This window comes from Gluconacetobacter asukensis (assembly GCF_014174375.1).
In the GTDB taxonomy this organism is placed as follows: Bacteria; Pseudomonadota; Alphaproteobacteria; order Acetobacterales; family Acetobacteraceae; genus Gluconacetobacter; species Gluconacetobacter asukensis.
In genome coordinates this window covers 58,818-73,224 of record NZ_JABEQE010000018.1, presented here as the reverse complement: position 1 = coordinate 73,224, position 14,407 = coordinate 58,818, and the positions used below count along the sequence as shown (strand labels likewise).

13 protein-coding genes are annotated in these 14,407 nt (G+C 61.0%); 7 read left to right on the top strand and 6 right to left on the bottom strand.

The window, feature by feature from the left end:
• Positions 1-617 precede the first annotated feature (617 nt).
• The gene (locus tag HLH35_RS16465; RefSeq protein ID WP_034926515.1) at positions 618-1,319 is read right to left on the bottom strand and encodes a glutathione S-transferase N-terminal domain-containing protein; all 702 of its coding nucleotides are present in this window, start codon (positions 1,317-1,319) and stop codon (positions 618-620) included.
• 15 nt (positions 1,320-1,334) lie between these two features.
• Positions 1,335-2,015 (bottom strand): alpha/beta hydrolase, encoded by a 681-nt coding sequence (locus HLH35_RS16460; protein WP_246385171.1) that lies wholly within the window; start codon positions 2,013-2,015, stop codon positions 1,335-1,337.
• Between the two features lie 114 nt (positions 2,016-2,129).
• Here HLH35_RS16460 and HLH35_RS16455 point away from each other — a divergent pair, with 114 nt between their 5' ends.
• Positions 2,130-2,852 carry a DsbA family oxidoreductase gene (locus tag HLH35_RS16455; RefSeq protein ID WP_182980178.1) on the top strand — a complete coding sequence of 241 codons (723 nt, stop codon included), beginning with the start codon at positions 2,130-2,132 and terminating at the stop codon, positions 2,850-2,852.
• Positions 2,853-2,879: 27 nt separating this feature from the next.
• Here the strand turns inward: HLH35_RS16455 and HLH35_RS16450 are convergent, their stop codons facing one another.
• The gene (locus HLH35_RS16450) at positions 2,880-3,278 is read right to left on the bottom strand and encodes an ArsR/SmtB family transcription factor (protein WP_246385170.1); all 399 of its coding nucleotides are present in this window, start codon (positions 3,276-3,278) and stop codon (positions 2,880-2,882) included.
• A 119-nt stretch (positions 3,279-3,397) separates the two neighbouring features.
• On the opposite strand from HLH35_RS16450, the gene HLH35_RS16445 reads away from it, so the two are divergent.
• The 4 genes from HLH35_RS16445 (at position 3,398) to HLH35_RS16430 (ending at position 10,066) form a co-directional block, all read left to right on the top strand.
• Positions 3,398-4,918 carry an efflux transporter outer membrane subunit gene (locus HLH35_RS16445; RefSeq protein ID WP_182980177.1) on the top strand — a complete coding sequence of 507 codons (1,521 nt, stop codon included), beginning with the start codon at positions 3,398-3,400 and terminating at the stop codon, positions 4,916-4,918.
• Between the two features lie 94 nt (positions 4,919-5,012).
• The gene (locus HLH35_RS16440; protein WP_338029379.1) at positions 5,013-6,083 is read left to right on the top strand and encodes an efflux RND transporter periplasmic adaptor subunit; all 1,071 of its coding nucleotides are present in this window, start codon (positions 5,013-5,015) and stop codon (positions 6,081-6,083) included.
• Positions 6,080-9,145 carry an efflux RND transporter permease subunit gene (locus HLH35_RS16435; protein ID WP_182980176.1) on the top strand — a complete coding sequence of 1,022 codons (3,066 nt, stop codon included), beginning with the start codon at positions 6,080-6,082 and terminating at the stop codon, positions 9,143-9,145. Before HLH35_RS16440 ends, HLH35_RS16435 begins: the two co-directional genes overlap by 4 nt.
• A 6-nt stretch (positions 9,146-9,151) precedes the next feature.
• A complete protein-coding gene (locus HLH35_RS16430; protein ID WP_182980175.1) occupies positions 9,152-10,066 on the top strand; it encodes a LysR family transcriptional regulator in 915 nt (304 codons plus the stop codon).
• 129 nt (positions 10,067-10,195) lie between these two features.
• Here the strand turns inward: HLH35_RS16430 and HLH35_RS16425 are convergent, their stop codons facing one another.
• Together HLH35_RS16425 and HLH35_RS16420 are read right to left on the bottom strand one after the other, a co-directional pair.
• Complete coding sequence (locus HLH35_RS16425) at positions 10,196-11,251, bottom strand: SDR family oxidoreductase (RefSeq protein WP_182980174.1); 1,056 nt, start codon at positions 11,249-11,251, stop codon at positions 10,196-10,198.
• A 10-nt stretch (positions 11,252-11,261) separates the two neighbouring features.
• On the bottom strand, positions 11,262-11,945 hold the full coding sequence (locus tag HLH35_RS16420) for a type 1 glutamine amidotransferase domain-containing protein (RefSeq protein WP_246385169.1): 684 nt from the start codon (positions 11,943-11,945) through the stop codon (positions 11,262-11,264).
• Between the two features lie 222 nt (positions 11,946-12,167).
• Between HLH35_RS16420 and HLH35_RS16415 the strand changes: the two genes are divergently transcribed.
• Together HLH35_RS16415 and HLH35_RS16410 are read left to right on the top strand one after the other, a co-directional pair.
• Positions 12,168-13,046, top strand: coding sequence for a LysR family transcriptional regulator (locus HLH35_RS16415; protein WP_182980173.1), 879 nt, complete (start codon positions 12,168-12,170; stop codon positions 13,044-13,046).
• Between the two features lie 135 nt (positions 13,047-13,181).
• Positions 13,182-13,580, top strand: a complete 399-nt coding sequence (locus HLH35_RS16410) for a GlcG/HbpS family heme-binding protein (RefSeq protein ID WP_220790730.1) — start codon at positions 13,182-13,184, stop codon at positions 13,578-13,580.
• Here the strand turns inward: HLH35_RS16410 and HLH35_RS16405 are convergent.
• A complete protein-coding gene (locus HLH35_RS16405; RefSeq protein WP_182980171.1) occupies positions 13,519-14,247 on the bottom strand; it encodes a TetR/AcrR family transcriptional regulator in 729 nt (242 codons plus the stop codon). The genes HLH35_RS16410 and HLH35_RS16405 overlap by 62 nt on opposite strands.
• Positions 14,248-14,407 lie beyond the last annotated feature (160 nt).

The window sequence follows — 14,407 nt, the reverse complement described above, 5'->3', positions numbered from 1 at the left end:
GACAACCAACGACCATTCTTCGTCTGATACGTCAGAGGGATACGGCTTCCGAACTTGCGTCATTCAGCATTACTGAACCAATCACGCACGAAAGTACATAACACCCTCTAGACGCTCACGCGGTCGCGCAACCGCATATGATTCGGAGCAAATGCCTACCCAGCAGGCCGCTGACAGGCCGGTTCAGATATCCCGGCAAAGCAGTCCATGCTTGCAGGACAAAGCGCCTCGCGGATCACCCCAACCATGCTATTGCCCGGCGGGCGGCCTGCATGGTCTGTTCGCGCGTGTTATAGTTTACAACTGAGTAGTAGCTGACGGGCGTCCAACGTCCTTCATCTTCCGGATCGCGCCGAAACTCCTCGAAGCCGAATGTGCCATCTGGCCGGGTGACCGATGCATCGAGTACGGCCAGCGCGCTACGACAGGCTCAGGCAGCCTATGCGCAGAGTCATGCCCAGGCCCTGACCAATGCCGTGGCCCTTGCATTCGTGACAGGATCACTCACGGGCACGCCTTGAATTTCCGAATAGAGTATGCTGGGGCATTATATCGATCAGACCGGTTGACCTGCTGCGCCATGGTCAGGACGGTTTTCGACCGCTGATCGTCCCATCTTACCGGGTGATGGATCGGGCTGTCTGACCGAATAGGATTTTCTTCCCCTCTTCCGTCACGCTGGGCCGCGCCGACAGGTCTTTCCCTTTTTCGTAGGCCCGTATCGTTGCCGGGCGCGCGGCAATGTTTTCAAACCAGCGCTTCAGGTTCGGAAACTCCTCAAGGTTCTGCTGCTGGCGCTGCCACGGCACGACCCATGGATAGCTGGCCATATCCGCAATGCTGTAATCGGCACCGCCGAGGAATGGCACCCGCGCCAGACGCCGGTCCATCACGCCATACAGACGGTTGGTTTCGTTAACATAGCGTGTGATGGCGTAGGGAATTTTCTCCGGCGCATACTGTCCGAAATGATGGTTCTGCCCCGCCATCGGTCCCAGACCGCCGACCTGCCAGAACAGCCATTCGGTGACTGCCGTGCGGCCCCGGATATCCTCAGGCAGAAACCGACCCGTTTTTTCTGCGAGGTAGAGGAGGATTGCCCCTGATTCAAAAATGCTGATGGCCTCACCGCCGTCTTTTGGGTTCCGGTCAATGATCGCGGGCATGCGGTTATTGGGAGAAATGGCCAGAAATTCCGGCCGGAACTGATCCCCCGCACTGATATCAACAGGATGAATAGTGTAATCCAGCCCCGCTTCTTCCAGAAACAGCGTGATCTTGTGACCGTTCGGGGTCGGCCAGTAGAAAAGATCGATCATGGAACGCGTCCTTTCTCAGAGGGTCGTCGGCTTCAACACGTCAGACAGCCAGATGTTCAGATCCCGGATTTCGGCCTCGATGATTGTATGATCCATGGGATAGGTCCGCCAGGTTATGTCATATCCCCAGCCAGCTAGATGACGGCGCGCTGCGTCAGCAAGGGCCAGCGGAACAATGCCGTCCCGTGTTCCATGTCCCATGAAGATCGGTGTGGCGCGGCTTGCGGCAGTACGTTCCCGGCCGGTTGCGGGTGCCAGGGGCAGATAACCCGACAGATCGGCGATCCCGGCCAAAGGACACGAATAGCGCAGGCCGGTCATCAGCGACATTGCGCCGCCCTGCGAAAACCCGCCAATCACAATGCGCTCCGGCACCATTCCCCGCTCGATTTCCTGATCGATCAGTTGCGTGAAATACGCCGCTGCTTCCTTCAGTCCGGCCTCATCCTCCCGCGCCACGAAATTCTGGTCCAGCAGATCATACCAGGCCGGCATCCGCTCGCCCCCACAGACGGAAACCGACCTGACCGGTGCATTGGGCAGGACAAAACGCACGGCACCAACTGCGCTCAGATCCAGCGCCTGCGCCACGGGCCGGAACGTCTCGCCGCTGGCTCCAAGTCCGTGAATGAGAATGATGGTAGCCACCGGATCGGGGCCGGTCGCAAATTCCAGCGGGACGCGGGATGTCATCATGATGGCTGCTCCTCCTGTATCGCCCGTACCCGGTCACAGCGACGTGACCGCAGGCTTGATAGAGACCATGATACGAATACATACGTATTGATCGCAAGCGTCATGGAGGCTGTCATGAAACTCGAAATCTGGTCCGACTATGCCTGCCCCTACTGTTATATCGGCAAGCGGTTTCTCGAAGCCGCCCTGGCCGAATTCGAACATGCCCGCGAAGTCGAGATCGTCTTCCGGGCCTTCGAACTCGATCCGACCTCGGGTCCGGCAGTGACCACCACAACACTCGACCGCATCATGCGGAAATACGGCAAAAGCCGGAGCGACGCCCGGGCCAGGATCGACCACATCACGTCCATGGGCGAGCGATGCGGTCTCGACATGCGCTATGCCTCGGTCCGCTACACCAACACCTTCGACGCACACCGACTGACCAAATTCGCCGAACAGCACGAACGCGGCGCGGACATGACGGAGCGGCTGTTCCGGGCCTATTTCACCGACAACTCCCCCCTCGCCGACCATGACATACTTGTCGGCCTTGCGCAGGATGTCGGTCTTGATGGCGACGCCGTGCGCGCTACGCTGACGGGCAGCGACTTCGCCGAAGATGTCAGGCGTGATGAAACCCGTGCGTCACAGGCGGGCGTTCATGGAGTGCCCTTCTTTGTCTTCGACGGCGCCTACGCTCTTTCAGGCGCTCAGCCGAAAGCACAATTGCTGGCCGCCCTGCGCCAGTCATGGAACGAGGCACGTAAAACAGTGTCCGAGAATCCTACCACCGGTATGACCTGCGACAGCACGGGATGCGTCATCCCCCCTTCCGGCTCCAGCACTCCGTGAGCAAAGGCCGTCCCGCCCGCGCTTCCGTCAGGCAGGCGCGCCCTGGCGGGAGCGGTCGTATTCGGCGATCGTCTCCTGCGTCAGCGGATCGCTGACAAGCGGACCAAGAATGGAGTCCAGCAGACCGGGAAACCGACTGTCCAGATCCTCGCGCCGCAGTTCAAGCCGGTATTCCCGACCGATATGGCGCTGCCAGACCACACCGCTGTCACGTAACGCGCGCCAATGATGCGTCATGGTGGATTTCGGAATCTGCGGCAGCACATCGCAGCAGGGATGTTCGCCCCCCACGGCAATCGTCCGTACCGCAGCCAGGCGGATGGGATTACCCAACGCCGTCAGCACGGCGTCGAGCCGGATATCCTCGCGTTTCGGATGACGTGCGATCATGCGTGGATTGGTACGCGTATCATGGGATCGGGTCAAGAAAACCCTGCTTCCGGACACCCTGTCATGAGCCTGTGTCTCGATAAGGCTGGCCTTTAATTCGTATGTACGTCTATATTCGTATTAATGAGACTCGTTCATGACGACCGGAGGCCGCCTTGCCACCCAAATTCCTGCCCCCTACCCAGAGACCAAAGCGGGTCGCCGCCGCATCACGCGCGGCCCGGCTGATTCTCGTTGTCCTGGTGCCGGGCCTCACAGGCTGCACAGTCGGCCCGACCTACAAGGCTCCCCAGCCACCGGATGCCGCAACATTCGGCGAAACCCGGTCGGAAACAGCGACCATCGCTTCGGCCAACTCCACGAAGCAAGCTGCCGGAAAGCCGGGTTCCGACTGGTGGCGTCTCTTTCGCTCGCCTCGGCTGGACGCCCTCGTCACAGAGACACTCCGGAACAACTGGTCGATCCAGGCAGCCCAGGCCAACCTGCGCAAGGCGGCCGAGGGACTCCATGCTGCCCAAGGCAGCCTGATGCCACAGATCGACGCCACCGGTACCGAGGGGCGGCAGGAATACGGGGCCGCCCTGTTCGGTCCCTGGGCGTGGACCTTCCCGGCCTTCTCCGCCTACTCGGCCGGTCTCGACGTTTCCTATGACCCCGATATTTTTGGTGGCAAGCACCGTCTGGTGCAGATGGCCGGCGCACAGAAAGATGCCGAACGGGAACGCCGTGATGTCACGATGCTGCTGGTGGTCGGCGACACGGTCCTGACCGCCTTTGAAGCGGCCTCGACAGCAGACCAGATCACCGCGATCCGGGGCGTGATCGACACCGACCGGGAAACGCTCCAGTTGGCGACACTCGCCTGGCAGGCGGGCAGGAGGCCCCGGCTGGATGTCGTGACCGCCGAAGCACAACTGGCGCACGACCAGTCTCTCCTGCCACCGCTGGTCAATGCCCATGAAGCCGCGCGAACGGCGCTGGCCGTCCTGACCGGCCATTCGCCCGCCAACTGGACCGCACCGACCTTGGCCCTCGCGGATTTCAGCCTTCCGTCGGACATCCCTGTGGTGGTGCCATCCGAACTCGTTCATGCCCGCCCGGACATCATCGGCGCCGAAGCCATGATGCGCGCGGCGAATGCCGAAATCGGCGTCCGGACCGCCGACCTCTATCCCCGATTGACCCTCAGCGCGGCCGTCGCCGCCGAGGGGCTGATGGGCGGCCCCGCCGGTGCGGCGTGGCGCCTGATCGGAGGGGCTGCTCTGCCGCTGTTCCATGGGGGAACCCTCATGGCCCGGAAAAAACAGGCGGAAGAGGACTACCGGATCGCGTTCGATCATTACCAGTTGGTGGTCATCAACGGCTTCCGCGAAGTCGCCGATGGCCTGAACGGCCTGAAGAACGCCTCGACGGAACTGGATAACCAGCGACAGGCCCTGACCTCGGCCGATGACGCGCTGACCTTGAGCCAGGCCGGTTATCAGGCGGGCCGGGAGACCATCCTTCAGCCGATCAACGCCCGACGGCTCGTTCTGCTCGCGCGCCAGAACACAGTGCGGGCACAGACCGAGATGTTCCGTCAGACGGTGCGGATCATGGTGGCGACCGGCGGTGGACTCGCCGCCCCCCACGTCACACCCGATCCGTGGCGATCCGTCCGGCTCGCGGCGCGATGACCGGCATCTGATGCACGTTCGGCCTCCAATGTCCGGACTTTCCAGCCCTCTAGGTACGTATATCCGCGTATAACAATAACCTCGGGAGATATCTGTGCGACGCTTCTTCGTCCCCTGGCACCATGCCACCGCTCTCGCGGTGCTGATGTCCCTGCCCGCCGCCGGCAGGACTGCGGACACTCCGGCAACGGCGGTATCCGTCTGGCCGGTCAGACCCATCCCTTTCGCCGCCCATATCGAGACGATCGGTCAGGTCGAGCCGTTCCAGGGGGTAACGCTCTCCCCTGAAATCGCCGGCCGGATCACTGAACTGGATTTCGATTCCGGGGCGATCGTCCGGAAAGGCCAGCTGCTCCTGGCCCTCAATGACGCACCGGAACAGGGCGAGCTGATCCGCCAGAGCGGCGAATTGCGGGCGGCCGAGGCCGATCTGGCCCGTGCCCGTTCTCTCATCCGCACCGGAGTGGAGAGCCACGAGGATCTGGAGACAGCCACGGCGCGCTTCGAAGCAGCGAAAGGCAATGTCGCCAGAGTGCAGGCGGTGATCGACCAGAAGCATATCCGCGCGCCCTTCGACGGCGCCATTGGGATCAGACAGATCAATCTCGGCCAGTATCTGAATCCGGGTGATGCCATCGCCACGCTGACGTCCTACGCCCGGATGCGGGTGAATTTCATCCTCGCAGAGGAGAACGCAGCCAGCGTGCAGCTCGGGCACACCGTCCACCTGACATTCGACACGACGCCGGGGCAGGATTTCACCGCCACGGTCACCACAATCGACCCGCGCATCGACGGTTCGCATACGCTCTCCATTCAGGCCCTGCTCGATGCGCCGCCGGCGGATCTCCATCCTGGCACCTACGCCCATGTCTCCATTGCCGCGAAGGTGGCGCCACACCTCGTGGTCCCGGAAACCGCCGTCACCTATACCGCCTACGGAGAGACGCTTTTCGTCGAGCAGCCATCCACCGATGGTCCGACCGTCACGGCGACGGCTGTACGCGCGGGCGACCGCCGTAACGGATGGGTGGTCATCGACGACGGGGTGAAGCCGGATGACCGCGTCGTCACCAGTGGTCAGAACCGCCTCGTCACCGGCATGAAGGTGCGCGAGATTCCGGAAGTCCTGCCTCTCGCCGGCCTGCGGGAGCTGGCACAATGAGTTTTACTGATCGCTTCCTTCGGCGGCCTGTCCTCGCGATCGTCGTGACGATCCTGATTATTCTCTTCGGGATCAAAGGCTTCAATTCCATCGCAACACGTCAATATCCGACCCTCGAAACCTCCACGATCCTGATCTCGACCCGCTATCCGGGGGCATCATCGGACCTCATGCAGGGCTTCGTGACCCAGCCGATCAGCGAGGCCGTCGCGTCCGTCGAGGGCATCGATTATCTTTCCTCCACCACCACGCAGGGCCTCAGCGTGGTGACGGTGCGCATGATGCTGAATTATGATTCCATGCGCGCCCTGACCGACGTGATGTCCAAGGTGAACGCCGTCAAATACCGGTTGCCGGAAGGCACCTATGATCCGGTCATCAAACGCACCTCGGGCGGCTTTACCGCAGTCGCCTATATCGGTTTTGCCAGCACAACGCGGCCTCTCTACGAAATCTCGGATTATATCCACCGCGTCGCGGCACCGATGCTCTCGGGCATAGAGGGCGTATCCGAAATCAGTTATTTCGGAGAGCAGCGCCTTTCGATGCGCCTCTGGCTCGATCCCGAGAAACTGGCCGCCAACGACATGACGGGCGAGGACGTGGCACGGGCTATCCGGGAAAACAATTTCCAGGCCGCACCCGGCCGGATACGTGGCGTTTATACGATCAGCAATATCAACCTCAACACGGATCTGAAAACGGTCGAGGAATTCCGTGATATGGTGCTGCGCTCGACCGGTGGCCGGGTTATCCGGGTGCAGGACATCGGGCGCGCGGAACTGGGGCCGGACAATACGGACACCAGTTCGCAGACCAGCACGCTTCGACCGCCGAATGGCAAACCGACGCCCCGCCCTTCGATCTTCGTGGGGCTGGAACCGTCGCCGACAGGCAACCCGCTGACGATCATCTCGCGTCTCAACGAGATCATGCCCAAACTCAAGGCGACTCTTCCGCCGGGCATTGATGTCCGCGTCCCTTACGAGACCGCGCATTTCATTCAGGCGTCGATCGATGAAGTGACCGAGACCTTCATCGAGGCGCTGCTCATCGTCATTCTTGTGATTTACCTCTCACTCGGTACCGTGCGGGCGGTGATCGTGCCGATCGCCACCATACCCCTCTCGATGCTTGGCGCGGTCGGGCTGATGTACACCTTCGGGTTCAGCCTGAATTTGCTCACCTTGCTGGCGATGGTGCTGTCGATTGGGCTCGTGGTCGATGACGCCATCGTCGTGATCGAGAACGTCCATCGCCATATCGAAGAGGGCAAATCCCCCTTCGACGCCGCGTTACTCGGGGCGCGTGAGGTGGCAGGCCCTGTTGTCGCGATGACCCTCACACTTACAGCGGTTTACGCCCCGATCGCTTTCATGGGCGGACTGACGGGCACGCTGTTCCGGGAATTCGCGCTCACGCTGGCCGGGTCCGTCATCGTCTCCGGTGTCGTCGCACTCACCCTGTCGCCGCTCATGAGCGCAAAATTGCTCAAAGCGAAAGAGAAGGAAGGCTTCATGGAACGGATGGCCGAGCGTGTCTTCGGCTTCATGACTGCGCGCTATGAAACCGTGCTCGATTTTTCGCTGCGGCATCGCTGGGTTCCGCTCGGCACGGCGGCGGTAATCTTCCTCCTTATTCCGGCCATGCTGCATGTCTCGCAGAGCGAACTGGCACCCAATGAGGACCAGGACATTGTCTATACGGCCGTCAAGGCTCCGCAATATGCCAATCTTCATTATGTCGAGACCTACGCCCAGACACTTTACGAGAAGATGTCTGAAATCCCGGAAGGCCATAGCCATTGGCAGATGAACGGAATTGACGGGATCGCCAACAGCGTCGGCGGGGTCAATCTCGACGACTGGGGCAAGCGCAGGCGTAACGCCGATCAGATCCAGATGGACCTGCAACAGCGTGTTGCTTCCATCCAGGGGACCAGCGTCTTCGTGTTCCAGATGGGGGCACTACCGGGTTCAACCGGCGGCCTGCCAGTTCAGATGGTCGTCCGCAGTGATGACAGCTATCGCAACGTCTTCGGCGTCATGTCACACCTGCGGGACGAAGCCTCTAAAAGCGGTCTGTTTGCCGTGGTCGATAGCGACCTTGCTTTCGATAATCCGGTTGTCCGGGTCACGGTCGATCGGACCAAAGCCAATGCGCTCGGGATCCGTATGGAGCGGATCGGCAACGCGCTGAATACGCTCATCGGGGAAAACTACGTCAATCGCTTTGGCTATTATGGCCGGTCTTATGACGTGATCCCGCAAGCCGTTCCCTTATCCCGCCTGACGCCGGACGCGCTGAAGACCTATTATATGCGCGACCAGAACGGCCATCAGGTACCGCTGTTGGCCCTGGCCAGCGTGCGGGTCGATGTCGAACCCAACCGCCTGCCCCAGTTCGGCCAGCAGAACTCGGCCACGTTTCAGGCCATTCTCGCCAAAGGCGTGACGATGGGTGACGCCGTGAGCTTCCTGAAGGCAAAGGCGGCGGAGTTCCCGCCCGGCTACAGCTATGACTGGCAGTCTGATTCACGACAGTATGTACAGGAAGGAAGCGCTCTGATTTTTGCATTCCTTTTCGCACTGATTGCGATCTATCTCGTCCTGTCGGTTCAGTACAACAGCTTCACCGACCCGGTCATCATCCTTGTCAGTGTGCCGTTATCCGTGTTCGGCGCCCTTATTCCGCTCGCTCTCGGTGTGACGACCTTAAATATCTATACCGAAATCGGACTCATTACGCTGATCGGGCTGGTCAGCAAGCATGGAATCCTGATGGTCGAGTTCGCAAACGAGATCCTTCATCGTGACAATGTGGACCGCAGGACAGCAATCGAGACGGCAGCCGCGATCCGTTTCCGACCGATCATCATGACCACAGCAGCAATGGTCGTGGGGCTTGCGCCCCTGGTCATCGCTACGGGTGCGGGCGCGAACAGCCGTTTCGGACTGGGAACGGTAATCGTCGTCGGCATGATCGTCGGCACGAGCATGACGCTGTTCGTGCTGCCCTCGGTCTACACGGTCATCAGGCCGCGCCGTGGCAAGACGGTGTGACGGGTCATGCGCCGCCCGCCCTTCGATCTGTGGCAACTCCTATGCGTGCGGGCAATCGCCGAGCACGGCAGTATCCACGGCGCGGCGCGTTTCCTGAACACCCGGCAGTCAGCCGTCAGCCGCTCCCTGCACAACCTGGAGGAGCAGCTTGATGTCAGGCTGTTCACCCGCTCCCCGGTCGGTGCCGCACCAACTGCGTTCGGCCAGGAATTCATCTGCTGGACCCAGACGATCCTGGACAATGTGGCCGACATGAACGCCCGCGCACAGCGAACGGGCAAGGGCGAGAATGGCCAGATCTCCCTCGGCATCCAGACCTGCGTCCTGCCTGGAAGACTTTCCGCCTTCACAGCGGAGTTCCGCACCACATATCCCGATATCGTCTTTCGTTATTCCGAGGGCACAGGCAAAAGGCTTTTGCGTCGCCTCCAGCACGGGCAGATCGATTTCGCGGTCGTCACCCGCCGCAATCTGGTCCCTGCGTTACGGGTCACGCCTCTGTGGAGCGACCGCATCGTAGCCGCACTCCCCACCGGTCATCCTCTCGCGACACAACCGGAAGTGTCCTGGGCGGACCTGCGTCATGAAATATTCCTGATCGGACGAGACAACGCTGGTCAGGACTTCGAGACGCTCATCCAGCGCAAGCTCGGGGACACAGATATCGACCCGAAGATCCGGCGTCATGATATCGGCAGCAACAGGATCGTCGCGCTCGTCCAGAATTACGAAGGCATCGCCCTGCTTCCCGCTTCATGGTTGCCACTAATCCGCGACCAGCATGGGCATGACGTCACGATCATGGAAATCCGCGACGCTGGCGGTTCCTCCCATCTGGAGTTCGGGATTGTCTGGCGACCCGACAATGAAAATCCCTGCGCCCGGAGCTTCGCCCGATATATCGAAGCCCATGGGCCGTGAGACTACTTTTCTGACGACGGTCCTTTCTCCGTGCGCTGGTGAATACTTTGTCTGACGTCATGAACTGCCGAAGGTCCGGAAATGTGCATTATGCAAGATCACAAAAGAGACGGTCTAAATCGTGCTTTATCAATCCATGACTGCCGGCAGCGCCTTCCGGTCCTGTAGCCGGGCGAGCGCACCGAGCAGGGATGCCGTAGAGTCCATTCGCTCAGAAAAACCGAAACGATGGATTTTGTTCACATCCGAGATGACGTCGGTTTCGGTATGGAAAATAAAGTCTCCGAAGCCCCATCCCACAAGCCGGGCGAGATCTGGCTCGACCAATCCATGCCGCTCAGCAAGTTCCCGCCATAACGGTCCCTTGTCAGCCATATGCCGCGTGAGTGTCAGGGGCACCGGCGATGCGATTGCGAGACCGAGATGCGATCCGACATCCTCCCACATCCGCTCCCAGCGGAAGACATCGCCGTTCGTGACATTGAACGCTTCTCCCCCCGCCTGTGGCGTGATCGCCGCCCAGTGACTAGCACGGGCCAGCAGCCCGGCATCCGTAAACTGGACGAGCTGGCGATAGGCGCGCTCGGTGCCGGGGAAACGCAGCGGAATGCCAAGAGCCCGCGAGATTTCAGCGAAAACCCCGGTGACGAGGGCAATATTCATCGGATTGCCGATCACCTCGCCGACCACCACGTCCGGACGCAGGGCGACGTAGTCCCACGAAGCGCGTTCGGCATACCTCCGCAGAACGTCTTCTTGCGCCATATACAGGTTCGGCGGCATGTGCGGCGGATCGCTCTCCCGCGCGGGTGTGCGGACCGCAGCACCCAGATGGATGCCATAGATCTTGAAGCCCTGGTAGATCACGACGCGCCGGAGAGGCGCGTTGGCGACCTCAAGTCCATCAAGCAGATGACGCAGCATCCCAGCATTACGGTTCGCTTCGGTCGCGAGGTCCGGGTCGGGCGACAGCGAGGCGTAGAACAGATGCGTCGTATCCGCCGCGCGGCCCAGCGCCTCTCGCGTGGACGCGGCGTCCGTCAGGTCGACGGTCAAGGAGTCAAAGCCCGCGACCGCATGCCGTCCCAGCGTCCGGACTTTCCAGCCCTGACGTCGCAGTTCCTGTGCCGTGGCGTTGCCTATGATGCCGTTTGCGCCGGCGATCAGAGCGACTGGTTGTGTCATGATCGTTTTCTCACGCCTTGAGTCGTTCCATCACTAAAACCGCGACGCGCGCGGCCGAGGCCGGATTTTGACCGGTGAGGAGGTTACCGTCCGATATGGCGAACGATGCAAAGTCAGGCCCCTGTTCGTAGACGGCGCCTAATGAACGCAAACGGTCTTCGAGCAGAAACGGTACCGTATCCTCCAACCCGACAGCTCGCTCCTCACTGTCGGCGAAGGCACTGACACGGCGGCCGGCAACAAACGGTGTCCCATCAGGCTTTCGAGCCGTAAGCAGACCAGCCGGACCATGGCAAACAGCGGAGACAATCCGGCCACTCCGGTCGAACTGTTCGATCAGATGTGCGAGCGCATGATTCTCGGGATAGTCCGTCATCGTCCCGTGGCCTCCGGGAAGAAACACCGCGTCGAAGCCATCCGCATCAATCGTCGTGAATTTCGGCGTTGAGGCGACTGTCTGCCGAAATGCCGGATCCGCCAGATAGCGATCCACTGACGCCTCATTCTGGCCGGCCTCTTTCACGCTGCGCGTGTCGATCGGCACGGTGCCCCCTGCGATGGAGGCGAGCGTAACTTCAGCACCCGCATCCTGGAAGGCATAGAACGGCGTCGTCAGTTCTTCGAGCCATACCCCTGTCGCGCGACCAGCCTGCCCCAGTCGATCCGCAGACGTCGCAATCATAAGGATTTTCATCTGTGTTTTGCCTCCATGTTTCCCCCTCGCGTCATGCCGCCGGGCTGAAGCGGCGCACGCCCCGCTACCCACGAGACAGGCAGCACCCGCGCCCAGAATCAGTTGTCGGCGACTTCGCATGACCGTTTTCTCCTGAATGAATGCAATAGCTTAAGTCAGAGTAGCCCATCACAACATCAAAGCTATTCGCTGGTCGTCCATAATTTCTGTTATGGGTGATCAATGTCACTCCTCCATCTGCGCACCTTTATCGAAGTCCATAGATGTCGTTCGATCAGCGAAGCGGCGCGGGCATTGTCGCTGACGCAGCCTGCTGTCTCGCAGCATATCGGGTCACTGGAAGCTCAACTGGGGCGAGCGCTGTTCGTCCGTCACGCCCGAGGCGTACGCCCAACACCCGCTGCTGACGACCTGGCGGTGGCAATTGGTGATGGCCTCGACCGGGCCGAGACGGCATTGGCGACAGCAAAAGCGCGGTCGGCCGATCTCACCGGAACGCTGCATCTGGCGGCTCCGGCAGAGTATCTGGCCGAATATGTTGCCCCGCGCCTCGCCCCGCTGATCGAAGCGGGACTGGACCTGCGACTGCATATCGGGGGTCGAGACGCCCTGTATGGCTGGCTACTGTCGGACGCGGTCCATCTCGGACTGACGGCGTCCGTACCGGAAGACCCGCGCCTGGACTGGATCCCACTCGGGACAGAGACCCTCCAAGCCGTGGCCATCCCCGCAATCGCCGACCGCATCCAGGATCTCGGCCTGGAAGACGGGCTGCGCCGGGTGCCCCATATCGCCTATGATCTCGAACGTCCGCTGCTCCGCACATGGCTGAGTGCGAACGATCTTGCCGTCGATCGACCGCCTGTCGCGACCGCGCCGGATATGCGCGTGCTGCGCGCGATGCTTATTGCGGGTATCGGCTGGTCGGTCATGCCGGACTATCTGACGCAGGAGCAGCAGCAGGCCGGCACCCTCCGGGAAATCGCGGCGCCGAAGACCACTCCGCGCAACGCATTCCACCTGGTGTGGGCGCGCACCGCGCTCCGGCAGCCAAGAGTGGCTTTCGCCCGCGACGCGTTACTGGCAGCACTATCCGAATAACATTCTGTTATCGCATGCAATTATTCCTCCCCCATGCGACCACGACGCCTAAATCGACCACGATACGAACTCTGCCGAGCTTGACGGAGGCCTCCTATTTCTTTATTTACCGATCGGTCACTTATGGAGGTGCTCATGACCTGCTCCCTCGAAGACGCCAGACGCGTCATTGCGACCGCCGAAGCCGAAGCCCAGGCGATCGGACAGCCAATGAACATCGCCGTCGTCGATGCCGGCGGCCACCTCGTCGCGCATGCTCGTATGGACGGTGCCCGGATCGGTGCGATCGACATCGCGATCAACAAGGCATTTACGGCCCGTGCATTCGACATGAGCACGGCCGACCTAGCCGAGCACAGTCAGCCAGGCGGCCCGTTCTTTGGCATTCACACCTCGAACAACGGGCGCGTGATGATCTTCGCGGGCGGCGTACCACTCCGGCGTGGCGAGCAGATCGTCGGCGCGATCGGAATCAGCGGGGGTTCCGGCGAACAGGACGAGCGCGTCGCCCAGGCTGGGGTGCTGGCGTTCTGAGAGTGCCTTCATGGAGCAACCGCATGGCACTTGGCGCTCCGGAAAGAAACTTCACCACCGCGACCCTGACGACCATATCCAGGTCGTCGGGGACTTTCATCTCGTAGACCCAACGGCGAACCGCCAGATAAAACAGTTCGCCGTGCAGCCCCCAGGCCAGTTCGGTTTCCTCCGGCAACAGAGGAACCTCGCTCGTGTCGGGAAGACCGGTCGCCGCCCGCAGTTCCCGTGCCAGTGGCTCCACGACCCTTGCCTGGACCAGTTCCAGATAGCGCTGGGTAATGCCAACGCCCTTCAGGCCGGCAAAAACGAAGATCCTTACCCAGTCGTAGCGGAAGATCGCCTGAAGATATGATCGGTAGAACTGCATGAGCCGCTGCTCGAGGGCGATGGTGCGGTCAGCGAGCAGCACCTCCCATTCAACCTGCCAGCGGCCTAGATAAACTTCCTCATAGACCCGGTCGATCAGTACCTCTTTGGTCGGGAAATAGCGGAACAGGTTCTGGTGCGTGATTCCAAGCCTCTTCGCCAGATCGCGCAGCCCCCCATCGAATCCGACCTCCGCGAAGAACGCGACGGCGCCGTCGATGATCTCACGTTCGCGATCTTCCGGATCGAGGCGACGCCGCTTTTGTTTCGACGAAGCTGATCTGTTTTCCGCTGCCATTCTGGCTGTGTCCCCCCACTGCTATGAGACCATTCTAACGAAACAGATGACCGACCGGCAAATACGCTTGACGAGCGACAGATGAAATCTGCATCTTAGTTACCGTGCGGTCATTAGTACAATACACCGCAACGACGGCCTTCCAACCGATCCAACGATC